This window comes from Azospira oryzae (genome assembly GCF_004217225.1).
GTDB classification, from domain to species: domain Bacteria; phylum Pseudomonadota; class Gammaproteobacteria; order Burkholderiales; family Rhodocyclaceae; genus Azospira; species Azospira oryzae.
In genome coordinates this window covers 483,970-500,969 of the sequence record NZ_SHKM01000001.1, presented here as the reverse complement: position 1 = coordinate 500,969, position 17,000 = coordinate 483,970, and the positions used below count along the sequence as shown (strand labels likewise).

Annotated in this window: 16 protein-coding genes; 7 read left to right on the top strand and 9 right to left on the bottom strand. The window is 69.4% G+C overall.

Annotated elements, in window-relative coordinates; translation table 11 throughout:
* The first annotated feature begins 17 nt into the window (after positions 1–17).
* Complete coding sequence (locus EV678_RS02260) at positions 18–626, top strand: HD domain-containing protein (RefSeq protein WP_130458364.1); 609 nt, start codon at positions 18–20, stop codon at positions 624–626.
* A 69-nt stretch (positions 627–695) separates the two neighbouring features.
* Here the strand turns inward: EV678_RS02260 and EV678_RS02255 are convergent, their stop codons facing one another.
* The gene (locus EV678_RS02255) at positions 696–1,409 is read right to left on the bottom strand and encodes a pyridoxamine 5'-phosphate oxidase family protein (RefSeq protein WP_130458363.1); all 714 of its coding nucleotides are present in this window, start codon (positions 1,407–1,409) and stop codon (positions 696–698) included.
* 93 nt (positions 1,410–1,502) lie between these two features.
* On the opposite strand from EV678_RS02255, the gene pdxR (EV678_RS02250) reads away from it, so the two are divergent.
* The 3 genes from pdxR (EV678_RS02250) (at position 1,503) to EV678_RS02240 (ending at position 3,917) form a co-directional block, all read left to right on the top strand.
* On the top strand, positions 1,503–2,969 hold the full coding sequence (pdxR, locus tag EV678_RS02250) for a MocR-like pyridoxine biosynthesis transcription factor PdxR (protein WP_130458362.1): 1,467 nt from the start codon (positions 1,503–1,505) through the stop codon (positions 2,967–2,969).
* Between the two features lie 335 nt (positions 2,970–3,304).
* Positions 3,305–3,496, top strand: coding sequence for a hypothetical protein (locus EV678_RS02245; protein ID WP_014237316.1), 192 nt, complete (start codon positions 3,305–3,307; stop codon positions 3,494–3,496).
* A gap of 85 nt (positions 3,497–3,581) precedes the next feature.
* The gene (locus tag EV678_RS02240; RefSeq protein WP_130458361.1) at positions 3,582–3,917 is read left to right on the top strand and encodes a cupin domain-containing protein; all 336 of its coding nucleotides are present in this window, start codon (positions 3,582–3,584) and stop codon (positions 3,915–3,917) included.
* Positions 3,918–4,052: 135 nt separating this feature from the next.
* On the opposite strand, the gene EV678_RS02235 is transcribed toward EV678_RS02240, so the two are convergent.
* Entirely contained in the window at positions 4,053–5,009 is a 957-nt protein-coding gene (locus EV678_RS02235; protein ID WP_130458360.1) for a LysR family transcriptional regulator, read from the bottom strand.
* 134 nt (positions 5,010–5,143) lie between these two features.
* On the opposite strand from EV678_RS02235, the gene EV678_RS02230 reads away from it, so the two are divergent.
* Both EV678_RS02230 and EV678_RS02225 read left to right on the top strand, forming a co-directional pair.
* On the top strand, positions 5,144–5,920 hold the full coding sequence (locus EV678_RS02230; RefSeq protein ID WP_130458359.1) for a ferredoxin--NADP reductase: 777 nt from the start codon (positions 5,144–5,146) through the stop codon (positions 5,918–5,920).
* A 280-nt stretch (positions 5,921–6,200) separates the two neighbouring features.
* Positions 6,201–6,917, top strand: a complete 717-nt coding sequence (locus tag EV678_RS02225) for a Crp/Fnr family transcriptional regulator (protein WP_130458358.1) — start codon at positions 6,201–6,203, stop codon at positions 6,915–6,917.
* A gap of 53 nt (positions 6,918–6,970) precedes the next feature.
* On the opposite strand, the gene glyA is transcribed toward EV678_RS02225, so the two are convergent.
* On the bottom strand, positions 6,971–8,272 hold the full coding sequence (gene glyA, locus EV678_RS02220; protein WP_130458357.1) for a serine hydroxymethyltransferase: 1,302 nt from the start codon (positions 8,270–8,272) through the stop codon (positions 6,971–6,973).
* An 82-nt stretch (positions 8,273–8,354) separates the two neighbouring features.
* Positions 8,355–9,581, bottom strand: coding sequence for a benzoate/H(+) symporter BenE family transporter (locus EV678_RS02215; protein WP_130458356.1), 1,227 nt, complete (start codon positions 9,579–9,581; stop codon positions 8,355–8,357).
* A gap of 220 nt (positions 9,582–9,801) precedes the next feature.
* Between EV678_RS02215 and pdxR (EV678_RS02210) the strand changes: the two genes are divergently transcribed.
* Positions 9,802–11,343 carry a MocR-like pyridoxine biosynthesis transcription factor PdxR gene (gene pdxR, locus EV678_RS02210; protein ID WP_130458355.1) on the top strand — a complete coding sequence of 514 codons (1,542 nt, stop codon included), beginning with the start codon at positions 9,802–9,804 and terminating at the stop codon, positions 11,341–11,343.
* 18 nt (positions 11,344–11,361) lie between these two features.
* Here pdxR (EV678_RS02210) and EV678_RS02205 read toward each other — a convergent pair whose 3' ends face one another.
* The 5 genes from EV678_RS02205 to EV678_RS02185 form a co-directional block, all read right to left on the bottom strand.
* The gene (locus EV678_RS02205; RefSeq protein ID WP_130458354.1) at positions 11,362–12,840 is read right to left on the bottom strand and encodes a hybrid sensor histidine kinase/response regulator; all 1,479 of its coding nucleotides are present in this window, start codon (positions 12,838–12,840) and stop codon (positions 11,362–11,364) included.
* An 86-nt stretch (positions 12,841–12,926) separates the two neighbouring features.
* Positions 12,927–14,225 carry an HD-GYP domain-containing protein gene (locus tag EV678_RS02200; protein ID WP_235832391.1) on the bottom strand — a complete coding sequence of 433 codons (1,299 nt, stop codon included), beginning with the start codon at positions 14,223–14,225 and terminating at the stop codon, positions 12,927–12,929.
* A 24-nt stretch (positions 14,226–14,249) separates the two neighbouring features.
* Positions 14,250–15,617: an ATP-binding protein gene (locus EV678_RS02195; RefSeq protein WP_130458353.1), complete on the bottom strand. Its 1,368-nt coding sequence runs from the start codon at positions 15,615–15,617 to the stop codon at positions 14,250–14,252.
* Positions 15,614–16,291 (bottom strand): response regulator transcription factor, encoded by a 678-nt coding sequence (locus tag EV678_RS02190; protein WP_014237305.1) that lies wholly within the window; start codon positions 16,289–16,291, stop codon positions 15,614–15,616. Before EV678_RS02190 ends, EV678_RS02195 begins: the two co-directional genes overlap by 4 nt.
* 40 nt (positions 16,292–16,331) lie before the next feature.
* On the bottom strand, positions 16,332–16,991 hold the full coding sequence (locus tag EV678_RS02185) for a cytochrome b/b6 domain-containing protein (RefSeq protein ID WP_130458352.1): 660 nt from the start codon (positions 16,989–16,991) through the stop codon (positions 16,332–16,334).
* Positions 16,992–17,000: the final 9 nt, after the last annotated feature.

Sequence of the window (17,000 nt, the reverse complement as noted above, 5' to 3'; positions counted from 1 at the left end):
ACACCCCCCTGCGTACCATGCCCTCCTCCCCCCTCCCCCAACAACTCACCTTCCTCCGCGAAATCGACCGGCTGAAAAGCGTCGTCCGACTGACGCCCCTGCTTGATCGCTCGCGGCGGGAGAACAGTGCGGAGCATTCCTGGCATCTGGCCCTCTATGCCCTGGTGCTGGCGGAACATGCGGCGGGGGAGGTGGATGTGCTGCGGGTGGTGAAGATGCTGCTGATCCACGACATCGTGGAGATCGACGCGGGGGACGTGCCCTTCCATGTGCCGGAAAGCCATGCGGGCCAGGCGGAGCGGGAGCGGCTGGCGGCGGAGCGCCTCTTCGGCCTGCTGCCGGAAGCCCAGGCGGCGGAGTTCCGGGAGCTGTGGTTCGAGTTCGAGGCAGCACAGAGCGACGACGCCAAGTTCGCCAAGGCCCTGGACCGCTTCCAGCCCATGCTGCACAACGCCGCCACCGAGGGCGGCACCTGGGTGGAATGCGCCGTCACCCTGGAGCAGGTGAAGCAGCGCTGCCGCCCGCCCATCGAGAAGGGCTCCCCCGCCCTGTGGGCCGTGGCCGAGCAGATGGCCGAGGCCCACCTGGGCCCGGCCGACGGCGAAACGCCGGACCAGGCCGCCTGAGGCCCGGTTCCGGGCCTCGGTAAATCCTCCTTCTGCCCGCCGGGTCCCGCCCGGGGGCTGGCTTGCCGCCTAATCCACACCCACCACACCCACCCCATCCTGCCCCGGTCTGCCGAAGCGGGTCGGGGGCGCTTCCGCCAGGGGGCTGTCGGCCTCCATCTCCGGCTCGCCCTGGCGGCGTTGCAGGGGAATGACGCCGGCCCAGGCGGGCCAGGCCAGATCCTCCGCATCGTCCTTGGGGCCGCCCTGGCGCACCTTGGCCGAGGCTTCGGCCAGGGAGAGGCGCAGCACGGCGGTGGCGTTCACCTCCTTGGCCGTCATGGGCCGCAGTTCCTCCCAGCGCCCCGGGTAAAGGCCCTCGATGAAGGCCCGCAGTGCCCGGTGCTTTTCCTCCGGCTCGGTCACCGCCTCGAAGCGACCGTAGATCACCACGGAGCGGTAGTTGAGGGAGTGGTGCATGGCGGAGCGGGCCAGCACCAGGCCGTCGGCCAGGGCGATGCTGACGCAGGCCTCCCCGGCCAGCAGGGCCTGGCCCAGGCGCGAGGCCTTGGCGGCGTGCAGGTAGAGGTGGTCGCCCTCGCGCCAGTGCAGGGTGGGAATGGCGTGTACGCTGCCCTCCCACTGGAAGGCCACGGTGCACAGCAGGCCCGCATCCACGATGGCGGCGACGCTGGCCAGGTCGTAGGCGGCCCGCTGGGGCCGGCGCAGGATCCGGGTACGGACGGAAGGGCTGGAAGAGGCGGAAGGGCTAGGAGTGTTTGGGGAAGGCTGGGATTCGCGCATGGCGGCAAGCTCCGGTGAATGGAAACAGGGCCAGCCTAAGGCTTGCGTGGTACCTTCTGTAGCGCCACCAAACACCTTATTCATGGAGCCACGATGGAACTGGACTGGCTGCTGGCCCCGCCCCTGCCCGAGGCCATGCCCCGGCAGCGCCTGCTCTACCACCGCCTGCGGGACGCCATTCTCAGCGGCCGCCTGGCCCCGGCCACGCGCCTGCCGGCTAGCCGCGCCCTGGCCGATTCCCTGGGCATCGCCCGCAACACGGTGCTCTTCGCCTACGAGCAGCTGACGGCCGAAGGCTGCATGGTGGCGGACCGCCAGGGCACCCGGGTGGCGCCCCTGGCCGCCCTGGGCGCCGCCGCCGACGGGCCTGCCCAACGCGGCCCGGCCCCGCCTTCGCCGGGGCTGTCGGCCCGGGCCGAAATCGCCCGCCAGCCCGCCGCCGTGCCCCATGCGCCGCCCCTGCCCTTCAGCCCGGGCATTCCGGATTACGGCCCCTTTCCCTTCCGCGCCTGGCGGGGCTGCCTGGAGCGGGCCTGGCAGGAGGTGAGCTGGCGGGAACTGGGCTACACCGCCCACGGCGGCGACCCGGCCCTGCGCCGGGAACTGGCGTCCCACCTGACCACGGTGCGGGGCCTGCCGGTAGCGGCGGAGCAGATCGTCATCACCAGCGGCACCCAGAGCGGCCTGGACCTGTGCGCCCGCTTCCTGGCCGACGCCGGCCACACCGCCTGGCTGGAAAACCCGGGCTACCAGGCGGCCCGCATCGCCTGGAGCCTGGCTGGCCTGGCCCTGCACGACGTGGCGGTGGACGAGGCCGGCATGGCGCCGACGGCGGCGGACTGGACGGAACGGCCGCCCCGGCTGATCCTCCTCACCCCCTCCCACCAGTACCCCACGGGCCGGGTCATGCCCCTGGGGCGCCGGCTGGACCTCATCGAGCAGGCCCGGCAGGCCGGGGCCTGGATCGTCGAGGACGACTACGAAAGCGAATTCCGCCGCGCCGGCCCGGCGCCCCCGGCCCTCTTCGGCCTGCAGGAGGAGGCGCCGGTGGTCTATGTGGGCACCTTCAGCAAGACCCTCTACCCGGGCCTGCGCCTGGGCTATCTGGTGCTGCCCCGGGGCATCGCCGCCGACTTCGCCCTGGCCGCGGCCCAGACCACCCGGGCCGGCCAGGGCATCGAGCAGCGGGCCCTGGCGGACTTCATCCGGCGCGGCCACTACACCGCCCACCTGCGCCGCATGCGCGCCCGCTACGCGGCCCGCCAGACGGCCCTGCGCCAGGCCCTCAGCGCCGCCCTGGGGCCGGGCCTGCGACTCGGCGGCGGCGAGGCCGGCCTGCATCTGGTGCTGGAACTGCCGCCCCAGCAGGACGACCGGGCCGTGGCCGCCCGGGCCGCCGCCCTGGGCCTGGGCCCGCGCCCCCTCAGCCACTACGCCCGCCCCCCGGTGCGCTGCAACGGCCTGGTGCTGGGCTACGGCAATCTGGAAACGGGCATGGTGGGCGATGCGGTGCAACGGCTGAAACTGGCCCTGGCGCTCGGGGAACCGCTGCCGGGCTGAGACAGGGGCGGGCACGGGGATGCGGGGCACGGCCGCTTTTCGCGAACGCCCGGAACAGGCCCGGGCGGACAGTACCGGCCCCCGCCGGGAACGGGCCCGGCGCCGCCCACCGACCATCCCATCGGCATGAAGCTAGAACCTGCCGCAGCCATGGCCCGCTGCCCGGGCCGGGGCGGAAAATCGTCCTTAAACGACGCTGCCGCCTCGCCTAGAATGAAGACGGCGACGGCGGTCCGGCAGCGGCAAAGATGGCGCCGTTGTGAGAGAATCCGGGGCCAGAAACCAATCGGGGCGCCCGCCGGCGCTTTCCCCACCTGCAAATCCATAGGCACACCATGAGCACCCAAGGCACGCAGCGCCGCAGCACCTTCGACAAGATCGAGATCGGCCAGAAGTTTTTCGACCCCATCAGCGCCGAATACTTCGTCAAGCTGACCGACACCACCGCCGCCATGGTCACCGGCATCGGCGACGGCACCATCCCCGACGAATTCGAACCGGAAGACGTGGTCCGCATCGACGGCTAAGGGGCTTCCCAGCCCCTCCGCCCCGACCCGCCCCGGCCGGCCACTCCAGGCCGGGGGCAGCCAAGGGGCAGAAAGCACAGGCGCCATGGACGCACCCGCCCCCTGGGGCAATCTGCTGGCCGTTCCCGACGGCCCCTTCGACGGAGAGCGCTTCGACGCGCTGCTGGCGGGTGGCGCCTTTCGCCTCGAGCGCATCGTTTCCACCGGTCAGTCCAGCCCGCCCGGTTTCTGGTACGACCAGGAGGACGGCGAATGGGTGGCCCTGCTCAGCGGCGCCGCCGAACTGCAGTTCGAGGACGAGGCCGAGCCGCGCCGCCTGGCCCCCGGCGACTGGCTGCACATCGCCCCCCACCGCCGCCACCGGGTACATTGGACCGCCCAGGACCAGACCACCGTCTGGCTGGCCATCCACTACCGTTAGCCGTTCCTGCCGGCTGCCCCTCGGGCAATTCGCTTTGCCGCGCCGGCAAATGCCGGCGCCCTTCCCTGCCTTGCTTCACACCCCGTCTTGCGCCAAGCCCCGCCGCTGCTCCGCCCGGGGCCGCGCCGCCCTGCCCTAGCGGTAGTCGATGACCGAGCCGTCGGCCCGGCGCAGCACGATCTGGTCGCTGCGCTGGATGCCGTCCACGGCCCGGCGGCAGAGGTCGAGGAAATGCTGGATGCCCCGGGTGCGGAATTTCTGGCGGTGGATGATGAAGTGGAACTGGCGCCGCAGGTTGAGCCCGGGGGCCGGCAGCTCCGCCAGGCTGCCGCGGCGGAAGGCCTCCTTCAGGGCCAGGCGGGAAATGCAGCCGATGCCCAGGCCCGCTTCCACGGCCCGCTTGATGGCCTCCGTGTGTTCCAGTTCCAGCGCCACTTTCAGCCGGGGCAGCCGTGACCCCAGCGCCCCTTCAAGAGTCTGGCGGGTACCCGAGCCGGGCTCCCGCAGAATCCAGGGTTCGGCCAGGAGGTCTTCGAGCGTGGCGTCCTGCCTGCCCGCCAGGGAATGGTCCGGAGCGGCGAAGACCGCCAGTTCGTCCTCGATCCAGGGCGACACTTCCAGATCCGGGTGCTGGCAGACGCCTTCGATGAGGCCGAAATCCAGCTCGAAATTGGCCACCTGGCGGATCACCGTGGCGGTGTTGTGCACCTCCAGATGGACCCGGCCCCGGGATTCCTCCGGCCGCCCGCCCATGAACTCCCCCAGCAGCAGGGGCGCCAGGTAGTTGCCGATGGTCAGGGTCGCCCCCAGGCGCAGGGGGCCGCCCTCACCCTCGCCCTGCAGCAGGGCCTCCACGTCCCGCCCCTGGTCCAGCAGGGCCTGCACCCGGGGCAGCAGCTGGCGCCCCAGTTCGTTGAGCTGCAGGCGCTTGCCGTGGCGGTCGAAGAGGCGGGTATCGAACTGCTTTTCCAGCTCGTTGAGGCTCATGCTCACCGCCGACTGGGACAGGGACAGGCTCTCCGCCGCCCGGGAGACGCTCTCCTGGCGGGCCACGGCGACGAAGGATTCCAACTGGCGCAGGGTGAATTTCATGGCGAGGGGCCTTGCTTATCAATTTGTCTGACGGATTATATAAATTTAATTCGATTCATCTATATGAACCCGGCCCCTAGAATCCGTTCCAACTTCCCGTCACCTTTGTCCCCACGATCCGCGAAAGTCCTGCCATGTCCTCGTTCATCCACGAAGAAGTCACCAGCGTGCATCACTGGAACGACAGCCTGTTCAGCTTCAAGACCACCCGGGACCCGGGCCTGCGCTTTCGCACCGGCCAGTTCGTCATGATCGGCCTGGAAGTGGAGGGCCGCCCCCTGATGCGCGCCTACAGCATCGCCAGCGCCCACTACGAGGACCATCTGGAATTCTTCAGCATCAAGGTGCCGGACGGCCCCCTCACCTCCCGCCTGCAGCACCTCAACCCGGGCGACAAGATGCTGGTCAGCCGCAAGCCCACCGGCACCCTGGTGCTGGACGACCTGAAGCCCGGCAAGCACCTCTACCTGCTGGGCACCGGCACCGGCCTGGCCCCCTTCATGAGCGTGATCCGGGACCCGGAGGCCTACGAGCAGTTCGACAAGATCGTGCTGATCCACGGCGTGCGCACGGTGAGTGAACTGGCCTATTCCGACTTCATCGAGAACGAGCTGCCCAACAATGAGTTCTTCGGCGAGCTGGTACGGGAAAAGCTGATCTACTACCCCACCGTGACCCGGGAACCCTTCCGCAACCAGGGCCGCCTCACCGAGCTGCTGGAAAGCGGCAAGCTGTGCGCCCAGATCGGCCTGCCTCAGCTCAACCCTGAAACCGACCGGGCCATGCTCTGCGGCAGCCCGGCCATGCTGGCCGACACCAGCGCCATGCTGGACCGCCTCGGCTTCCAGGTTTCCCCCCACATCGGCACCCCCGGCGACTACGTCATCGAGCGGGCCTTCGTGGAAAAATAAGGCGCTTCGCGCGCTACCAAAAACCGGGCCCGGCGCCCGGTTTTTTTTTGCCGGCGGCAATCTCAGTCCGCCATGCCGGCAGTCGGCTCACGGCACTGCGGCGGCATCCTGCCGGCATGAATTTGTGAAACTTGATTCACATCAAGTTTTCGACTTTCCAAGGTACTGGATTGCAAGGAGAAAATCCGCTCCCCACGCCACCCCCGCGCCATCGCTTGCCAGACGCCATCTTTCGCCCGTTGCACAAAAAAAACCAAGACGACATCAACGGGGGTTGGACATGGAAATCACGACAGGTGAGAGCATCGCCTCGCCAACGCTCATGGAAGTCCTGCAGGAAGTGCTGCAGGACTCCAAGATCGCCCATCGGGTCAGCTGGGAACGCTGGGCCCCGGGCACCCTGTGGCAGTCCTGCCACAACCGCAGGCAAAGTCTGTTTGTGGTCCGCCACGGCCGTCTGGAACTGGCGGTGACGGATGCGGAAGGCCGGGAACGCTCCCTGCGCCTGCTGGCCGAATCGGAACTGTTCGGCACCGAGGCCCTGGCCGCCGGCCCCGCCGCCGAGGGCGAGGCCGCCCGGCAGGATTACGGCATCCGCGCCGTCACCTATTCCGAAGTGCTGCAGATTCCCCTGGACATCGTGGATCAGCTGATCGCCCAGCTGCCCCTCTTCCGCAAGGCTCTCACCAGCAGCATCGCCAACCACATCTGGGCCCTGGAACGGGAGCGGGAACACGGCCGCTCCATGCCCACCAACAACCGTCTGCTGTGCTATCTGCGCTGCGGCGAAAACGGCATCCGGAGCGGACAGAAGCCCAGCGGCAAAGCCACCCTGCCCATGCACCTGCTGGCCCGGCGCATCGGTTGCAGCGCCGGCCACCTCTCCCGCTCGGTCAGCACCATGGTGCGCCAGGGCATGCTGCTGCGCCAGGACGGGCGCCTGCAATTGCAGGGCGACGGCGAACGGCCCTACGCCTTCTGCGAAGGCTGCGCCTAGGTGCCAGGCCAGCTCACCGTCACGGCAGGAAGGCCCGGGTACGTGAGTCAGCCTCAGTAAGGCAAGGGAAAGCGGCGGCACAGTTCCGCCACCTGGGCCCGGACCGCAGCGGCGACCGCCGGGTCCGGCGCTTCCGGATTAGCGGCCAGGGTTTCGAGCAGATGCACGATGAGACCGCCGATCAGGCGGAACTCGGCGGTGCGAAAGCCCCGGCTGGTGCCGGCCGGGCTGCCGACGCGGATGCCGGAAGTGACCATGGGCTTTTGCGGATCGTGGGGAATGGCGTTCTTGTTGAGGGTGATGCCGACCCGCTCCAGGGCCTTCTCCGCCACATTGCCGGTCAGATTCAGGGGCCGCAGGTCGGCCACCGCCAGATGGGTGTCGGTGCCGCCGGAGACGATGCGCAGGCCGCCGGCCGCCAGGGTCTGGGCCAGGGCCTGGGCATTTTCCACCACCCGGGCCGCATAGCTGCGGAACTCCGGTTGCAGGGCCTCGCCGAAGGCCACCGCCTTGGCGCCGATCACGTGCATCAGGGGCCCACCCTGCAGGCCGGGGAAAACGGCGGAATCGATGGCCTTGCCGAGGGCCGCGTCGTTGCTCAGGATGAGGCCGCCCCGGGGCCCGCGCAGGGTCTTGTGGGTGGTGGAGGTCACCACGTCGGCGTAAGGCAGGGGCGACGGATGGGCGCCGCCGGCGACGAGGCCGGCGAAATGGGCCATGTCCACCAACAGCCGCGCCCCGACCCAGTCGGCGATGCGGCGGAACTCGGCGAAATCGAGAACGCGGGAATAGGCGGAACCGCCGGCGATGATCAGCTTGGGCCGGTGTTCATAGGCCAGGTGTTCCACCTCCGCCATGTCGATGCGGTGGTCGTCCGCCCGCACGCCGTAGGCGACGCCGCGGAACCACTTGCCCGACTGGTTCATCGGTGCCCCGTGGGTCAGGTGGCCACCGGCGGCCAGGCCCAGGCCGAGGATGGTGTCGCCGGGTTGCAGCAGGGCCAGATAAACGGCCTGGTTGGCCTGGCTGCCGGAGTGGGGCTGCACGTTGGCGTAGGCGCAGCCGAAGAGGCTCCGGGCCCGGGCGATGGCCAGGGCTTCGATCCCGTCCACCGGGCCGCAGCCGCCGTAATAGCGCCGGCCCGGGTAGCCTTCCGCGTACTTGTTGGTGAGCACCGAGCCCTGCATTTGCAACACGGCGGGGCTGACGATGTTCTCCGAGGCGATCAGCTCGATCGAATTCCGCTGCCGCGCATATTCGGCAGCCACGTAGCGGGCCGCTTCGGGGTCGGTACGGCCCAGCGCTCCGGAGGCCTGGTCGTATGGCGGCCGGGGCAGATCGTTTGGGTTGTTCATCTCTCGTTGCCTTTCTCTGTTGCTGATGGACGAGGCGCCGACAGACCCGGCGCCCATTGCGGGTATCCACCCGGGCCCGGCCCTAGCGCCCCTCCCCGGCTGCGGACTGGCCCAGGCGGGGCATGCCGCGCAGGAGGCGCAGGTCGCCATGGATCAGGGCGTGGGCCGCCAGGCCGGCGAGCAGGCCCCAGAAGGCGCCCCCCAAGCCGAACAGGGTGACGTTGGCGGCAGTGGCGAGAAAGGTGATCAGGGCCGTTTCCCGGCCCCGCAGATCCACCAGAGCCGTGGCCAGGCTGCCGCCGATGGCGCCGAGCAGGGCCAGGCCGGCCAGGGTGGTGATGAAGGTGGGTGGCAGCACCACGAAGAGGGCCGCCAGGGTGGTGCCGAAAATGCCCACCAGGGTGTAGAACACACCGCAGGCCAGGCCGGCGATGTAGCGTTTGCCCGGCTCCTCGTGGGATTCCCTGCCGGTGCAGATGGCGGCGGTGATGGCGGCGACGTTGAAGGCATGGGAACCGAAGGGCGCCATCAGCAGGGAGCCCAGCCCGGTCACCGCCAGGATGGGGCTGGCGCTGGTCTTGAAGCCGTCGTTGCGCAGCACCAGCATGCCAGGCATGTACTGGCCGGTGAGGGTGATGACGAAAAGAGGCAGGGCCACGCTGAGCAGGGCGTTTACCGAGAAGGCCGGCGTGGTGAACACCGGCAGGGCCAGCTTCAGCGAGACCCCGGCGAAGCTGGCCTGGCCGAGCCCGAGCAGCAGCAGGATGCCGGCCACCAGCACGCCGACGATGGCGTAGCGGGCGGTGAAGCGGCGCAGCAGGGCATAGGTCAGCACCAGCACCCCCACCAGCAGCGGGTCCATGCCGGCGCCGCCGAAGGCGCCGATGCCGAAGCGCAGCAGGATGCCTGCCAGCAGCCCGGCGGCGATGCCGGGGGGAATCATCCTCACCACCCGCTCGAAGTAGCCGGAGACGCCCAGCACCATGAAGCCGATGGCGGAGAGCATGTAGGCGCCGATCATTTCCGCATAGGGCGTGGTCGGCAGCACGGCGATGAGGAAAGCGGCGCCGGGGGTGGACCAGGCGGTGATGATGGGCTCCCGGTAGCGGTAGCTCAGCCAGGCGCCGGTCAGGCCGACGCCCACGGAAATGGACCAGATCCAGGAGGCGGTCTGCTCCGGGCTCAGGCCGGCCGCCTTGGCACCCTGGAAAACCAGGATGAAGGTGCCGCCGTAATTGACGATGACCGAGATCAGGGCTGCCACAGTGGGATGCAGCAGGTCGGCGGGCTTGAGGGATTGGGTGTTCACGGGCGGTCTCCTGGGGCGTCGATTGGCCTTGTCAGCCTCGCCAGTGTGGCGGCAAAATGGCCTTGTATAAATTGCCACTTTTGATAATAAATAAGACCACTTTGCCATTGCCCGGACAGTGCCGGATGTCGCCTGCCGCGCTTCTCCAGCCGCTGCCGACGCCGCTTTTCCCGATTCCCGTGCACCGAACTGCGCTTCCCACCAAGCTGAGAAACTCCCCATGAGAACCCGCGCCACCGCCTATCCGATCTGGAACCGCTTCACCCCGAAAGCGGGCAGCCGGCTGTCCATGCGCGAGCAGCTGGTGCGCTTCTTCCGCCAGGGGGTGGCGGACGGCACCCTGCAGGCCGGCATCCGCCTGCCCGCCTCCCGGGTGCTGGCGGCGGAACTGAAGCTGTCCCGGATCACCGTCTCCGGCGCCTACGAGCAACTGATCGCCGAAGGCTTTCTCGAGGCGCGCCAGGGATCGGGGACTTATGTGGCAGCCCACGCCGCCGGCCCGGCCCGGGCACCGGCTCCTGGGGGCAGCGCTTCGATCGCGTCTGCCGCTTCCGCCAGGAACACTGCCCCACGGCCGCCGGCGGCAGCCCCCGCAAGCACGCCGGGCTCCCAGCGCGCCCGTTGCCTGCGCGGCCCCGACTCCATGTCCATGGCCCAGGCCGCCTGGCCCCTGACGCCGGGCCTGCCGGCCCTGGATGCCTTTCCCTACGCCCTCTGGGGCCGCCTCGACGGCCGCTTCTGGCGCCGCCATCCGGCCCCCGACCTGTCCTACGGCGAGCCCCAGGGGCTGCTGGCCCTGCGGGTGGCCCTGGCCGAATACCTGGGCGCCGCCCGGGGCGTGGTCTGCCGCCCGCACAACATCATCATCGCCCCCGGCGCCCAGGCGGCCATCGCCATCGCCGCCCTGGCCCTGACCGATGCGGGGGATTCGGTGTGGGTGGAAAACCCCGGCTACGACGCTGCCTACCGCAGCCTGGTCCTCTCCGGCGTGACGGCGGTGGGCATCCGGGTGGATGACGCGGGCCTGGACGTGGAGGACGGCCGCCGGCGGGCGCCGGAGGCGCGGCTGGCCCTGGTCTCGCCCTCCCACCAGTATCCCCTGGGCGTCACCATGAGCCTGGAGCGCCGCCTGGCCCTGCTGCAATGGGCCGACGAAGCCAACGCCTTCATCCTGGAAGACGATTACGACAGCGAGTTCCGCCACGAAGGGGCGCCGACCCCGGCGCTGAAGGCCCTGGATGCGCGCAACGGCCGGGTCATCTATATCGGCACCCTGAGCAAGCTGCTGGCCCCGGGCCTGCGGCTGGGCTATCTGGTGGTGCCCGACGAACTGGTGGAGGTGCTGCAGACGGTGCGCAACGGCACCGACCACCGGGTACCCGCCTCGATCCAGGCCACGGCGGCCGAATTCATCGGCAACGGCCACCTGGGCGCCCACATCCGCCGCACCCGGGCCCTTTACGGGGAGCGGCGGGCCGCCCTGCTCGAGGCCCTCAGGGAAGCCGGGGAAGCGCGGTTTTCCGTCACCCATGCCGCCACCGGGCTGCACCTGCTGGCCCATCTGCCCGGGCGGGTGGACGACCTGGCCCTGGCCGCCGCCGCCCGCGCCCACCGCATCGGCGTCACGCCCCTGTCGGCCTACCGGGTCGGCCCCGGGGCCAGCGCCTCACGGGGATTGCTGATGGGCTTCGGCAACACCCGGCCGGAAGCGATCCGGGCCGCCGTACGCACCCTGTGCGGGCTCTATCCGGACGCCGGCTGAAACGGTGGCGGTGCCGGCCTAGGCCTCGCCCCGGGCCAGCACCACGGTGAACCAGAAGGTGGCGCCCTGGCCGGCCTGGCTGTTGATGCCGATGCAGCCGCCCATCATTTCCACCAGGTGCTTGCTGATGGAAAGCCCCAGGCCGGTGCCGCCGAACTTGCGGGCGATGGAACCGTCCACCTGGGTGAAGGGGGCGAACAGCTGGGGAATCTTTTCCGCCGGGATACCGATGCCCGTGTCGCTGACGGCGAAGCGCAGGATGACGTTGCCGCCGCTCTCCCCTTCCCGCCACACCGAGAGGGTGATCTCGCCCCGGGCGGTGAACTTGACCGCGTTGGCCGCCAGATTGACCAGGATCTGGCGCAACCGCCCCGGATCGCCGCGCAGCTTGAGGGGCACGTCCGGCTCCACATGCAGGTGCATCTCCAGGCGCTTGCTCCGCACCTGGGGCGCGAACAGTTCCATCACCTGGGCCAGCTGCTGCCCCAGGTCGAAGTCCCGGCTCTCCAGGTCGAGCCGGCCGGCTTCGATCTTCGACAGGTCCAGGATGTCGTTGATGATGGCCAGCAGGGATTCGCCGCTGCTGTTGATGACCTCCACGTATTCCCGCTGCTCCTCGTCCAGGGGCGTTTCCCGCAGCACCTGGGCCATGCCGAGGACGCCGTTCATGGGGGTGCGCAGCTCGTGGCTCATGTTGGCGACGAACTCGGACTTGGCCCGGCTCGCCTGCTCCGCCGACGCCAGGGCATCCTGCAGCCGCTGCAGGCTCTCCAGCTGGAATATCTTCAGCAGGCCCATCACCGCCAGGGCCACCAGCACGGCGCAGGCCGCCCGCAGCAGTTGCACCGGGACGTGGAACAGTTCGAGGAAGGCCTGCTGGTTGATGAGGGACGGTGGGAACCAGTCGGCCCGGGGCACCACGATGCCCCCCAGCACGGCATGGAGGATGAAGGCCCCGGCCGCCACATTGCTGGCCAGGCGGATGGAGCGCTGCTCCGCCGCCGGCATGGTCTCCAGCAGGACCTGCCGGCAGTAGAGGTAGAAGCCGATGCCGGTCAGCAGGCTGGCGGGAAAGCCGCCCAGGTAGCGGGACCAGATGGTCATGCCCAGGAGCGGCGCGGCGCTGAGGCCAGCGCCGAGAGCGACGCCCAGCAGCATGGGGAAATACAGCCAGGGCCCCAGGAGCCAGCGTACACGGGCCTGCCAGGGCAATGGGGCGAGGGAGGCCAGCACCAGGTTTCGGCCGAACTCGAACAGGAAAAGGTAGGAAAGCAGCAGCAAGAAGGGACGCGTCGCGGCCAGCCAGGGCACGTCGCCCCGCACTTCGCGCCACAGGTCGGTCCATTCGAGGAAGCCGTGAACGAAACCGAAGGCTGCCAGCATCCACAGGATGCGGGACAGCTGCAGATGGCTGCGGTGGTCGTAGCGGACGACGATGACCACGCCCATGAGGAGGAAGGCCAGGCCGTAGACCAGATAGACCACATCCATCGTCATTCACCTTTTCTAACGACGCCGCAATGGCGTCATGGTCGCATTCCCGGCCCCTTCGGGCCAAGCACCGGAGCCGCTCTCCGACGGCATCAGGCGGCGGCAGGCCGGGCCGCCCGCATGGCGGCCGCCATGTCCCGGGCCGCCACCGCCACCACCTCGGCATCGATGCGGCCCTGGTGCGCCAGTTCCTGGAGGAACTGCAGCACGGCATCGGCCGAGAGGCCGGCCCGGTAGGGACGGTCCTGGGCCATGGCCTGGAAAATGTCCGCCACCCGCAGGATGCGGGCCTCCCGGGACATGGCGTCCACGGTCAGGTGGAAGGGGTAGCCGCTGCCGTCCGGCTCCTCGTGGTGATAGGAGGCCCAGGCGGCGATTTCCTCAAAGCCCCGGATGCGGTGCAGGATCTGGTAGGTCTCGAAGCTGTGGGCGTTGATCATCTTGCGTTCCCGCTCGTCGAGCTGGCCCGGCTTGTCCAGCACCTCGTCGGGCACCCGCAGCTTGCCCAGGTCGTGCAGCAGGCCGGCGATTTCCAGGCGCTCGCAGTTGGCCTGGGGCACCCCCATGGCCTCGGCCAGATGCCGGGCCAGACGGGCGACGCCGAGGGAATGCTCGGCAGTGAAGGGGCTCTTGGCATCGACGATGCGGGAGAAGATGCCGGCCAGCTGCTTCAGCTGGGCCAGGGAGGCGCGGCAGGGCTGGCCCTGGGCCAGCATGTCCTCCAGGGCGGACTGGATGCCCCGGGGCTCCAGGCGCAGCCAGAAGGCCTCGGCGGCGGAGGCCTGGAGAAAGGCTTCCACCAGTTCGGGGGCGAAGAAGGTGCCGGCGCTGTCGCGGATTTTCTGGCGGATGGCCGGCGCCTGCATGAGCACGTTGCCGCTGCTGTAGTAGGGCGCAGTCAGGGCATCCACCCGGTCCACCAGGAAAATCAGGTTGGCCTGCTCGGCCACCTGGCGGGAGACGTCGGCCCGCCCCTGCAGGTCCTGCCAGTGGGTGTGGTGGTAATGCACCGGCTCGGCCATGGCGGCCAGGGGCCCGAAGTCCCGCAGCAGCTCGCAGCCGACGTTGCAGTGTTCCTGGGACATCTGCCAGTCGAATTCGCTGACCAGATGGTTGTGGGTGCGGGTGGAGGAAACGCCGATGTCGTGCAGCAGCCCCAGGTCGAAGAGAAAGGTGGTGTCGCCCCGGTCCAGCCCCATGACCCGGGCGCAGGCCGCCGCCATGATGCCCACCCGCTTGCCGTGGGCCACGTCGTCGATACCCACCAGGTCGAGGGCGTCGGAAAGGGCGTAGATGACCTGGCGCAGGTCCACATCGATGTAGGAGGCAGCAATGGGCGAGGTATTCACAGTCATCCTTGCGGGAATGGGATGGGACCACTCAGTGTGCATGACGCACTGGTTCAAGTCAGCTAGTCAATCACCCAGGGGAGGAGACGGCTGCCGGGCATGACCGGGGAAAGCAATCGCCACGTCCAGTCCCCCCAGATCGGCGGCGGCTCCCAGGCTGAGGCGGGCGCCATGCAGTTCGGCGATCCGCGTGACAATGGAAAGGCCCAGGCCGTGGCCGTCACCGGCGCCCGGATCGAGCCGGCGGAAGCGGGCCAGGGCCTCCTGGCGCTGCTCCGCGGGAATGCCCGGGCCGCTGTCGCGCACATGCAGGACGGCATCAGCGCCGCCGTCCCCCTGCGCCTGGCAGCAGACCAGCACCCGGCCACCGGCGGGCGTATGGCGGATGGCGTTGTCCAGCAGGTTGCGCAGCAGCACCTGCAGCAGCAGGGGCGAACCGGTGACGCTGATTTCCGGCCCCTCTTCCACCTCCAGCTCCACCCCCTTGTCGAAGCCGGTCGGGGCCAGGGAAGCCACGGTTTCCACCGCCAGGCGGCGCAGGGGGCAGGCTTCCTGGTCCGGCAATTCGGCCTGGGCGTCCAGCCGCGCCAGGGTCAGCAGCTGATCCACCAGCCGCGCCGCCCGGCGACTGCCGCTGACCAGATGGGCCAGGGCCCGCTGCCGGGTTGCGTCGTCGCCGGCGGCCTGGGCCACTTCCGCATGGGTCTGCAAAACGGCCAGGGGCGTGCGCAATTCGTGGGCCGCATCGGCGGTAAAACGGCGCTCGTCGTCCTGGGCACGCCGGACCTGTTCGAACAAACGGTTGAGACGTTCCAGAATCGGCACCACTTCCCGCGGGGCCTCGGCCAGGGATATGGGCTGGAGCCGCTGGGGCGCCTGGGCGCCGATGGAATCGGCGAGACGGGACAGGGGGCGGAAGGCCAGCAGGACGAAAATGCCGAGCACCAGGCCCAGCACCGGCAGGCCCACGCCCATGGTCTGCAGCAGATGGCTGGCCACCTCGTTGCTGATTTCCGCCCGGCTTTCGGCCGCATCGGCGACCTGGATCAGGTAGTGGCGGCGGGCATCGCGCACGCTGAAGACGCGCCACGCCTTGCCGTCGATATGCACATCGGAAAAGCCCTCCTCCCGCGGCGACAGACGGCTGTCGGGCGCCCGGGGGGAGCGGGTCAGCAGACGCTCGCCCTCCCACACCTGGAAGGCCACCTTCTTGTCGTAGCGATGCCGGGGCAGGCGCTCGCCGATGTCGTCGGCCTCGTCGCCGAGAAAGGCGAAGAGCAGGGTGGCCGATTGGGCCAGGTGGGCATCGAGCAGTTCTTCGGCCTCGTGCCGGGCCTCCCGGTAGGCGATGACCCCGACCACGCTCCACACCAGGGCGACGGCGGCGAGGATGCCGAAGAGAATGCGCAGGCGCAGGGAATAGGTGCGCATCATGGCGCCGGGCTCCGGCCGGCTTCGGGAATCAGGTAGCCGACGCCGCGCACGGTGCGGATCAGGTCGGCCCCCAGCTTGCGCCGCAGGTGATGGATGTGCACTTCGATGGCATTGGATTCCAGCTCGCTGCCCCAGGCATAGAGATGGGATTCGATCTGGGCCTTGGTCAGCACCCGGCCGGCCTGGGCCAGCAGTTCGTGCAGCAGGTCGAATTCCCGGGCCGACAGTTCCACCGCCTGCCCCGCCAGGGTCACCCGCCGCCCGGCCGGGTCCAGGCGCAGATTGCCATGGACGATTTCCGGCACGGCGCGACCGCCGCGGCGGCGGGTCAGGGCCCGCAGGCGGGCGCCCAGTTCCTGCAGGTTGAAGGGCTTGATCATGTAGTCGTCGGCCCCGGCATCGAGGCCGGCCACCACGTCATCCGGCGCATCCCGGGCGGTGAGGATCAGCACCGGCATGGCATCGCCCCGGGCCCGCAGCTGGCGCAGCACCTCCAGGCCGGACACCTTGGGCAGCCCCAGATCGAGCACCAGGGCGGCAAAGGGCTCGCTGGCCAGGGCATGGCCGGCAGCCTCGCCATCCTGCACCCAGTCGGCCTGCCAGCCGCCCTGGCGCAGGCCCATCTGGATGCCTTCCCCCAGGGCCTGGTCGTCTTCCACGATGAGAATTCGCATGATCGCTGCCGGACCTCTCTATTGTGTGCGCCCTATCCAATCACACCAGCGCCAGGGCAATGGCGCCGCCGATCAGGGCCAGCAGCCCCACGGCCACCGGCAGGTGACGGCGGGCAATGCCGTCTTCCGGCCGGCCCTGCTTGTAACCGTGCCACATGGCGGCCACCAGGTTTTCCCGGTGCACCAGACTACTCCACAGCACAGCTGCCACATGAACGAAGACCAGCCCCAGCATGGCCGAGGCCACGCCTTCATGGATATCTTCCAGCCAGTCACCGGCCACCTCGTTGAAGGTCATCCAGCCGGTGGCGGCCGTCAGCAGGCCCAGGCCCAGGAGCGCCAGCACGGCCAGGGCGCCGGCGGGATTGTGGCCGGTGTAGTGCGGCGGGCGCAAGCTCAGCATGCCGAGCAAATACTCGCGGATCGCCGCCTGGCCCCGGACGAACTGGCTGAAGCGGGCGTAACGGCTGCCCACCAGCCCCCATAGAAGGCGGAAGACGATGAGGGCCGCCACCACATAGCCGCTGGCGATGTGAATCAGCTGCCAGCGTTCCGACTCGCTGGTGATGAAGGCGGTGGTGAAGGCCAGGGCCAGGCTCCAGTGGAACAGGCGCACCGGCATATCCCACACCAGGATTTTTCGGGGGGAGGAATCCGACGCGTTGGCGGCGGTAATACGTTGTTGATCATGGGTAGTCATGGCGGTTCC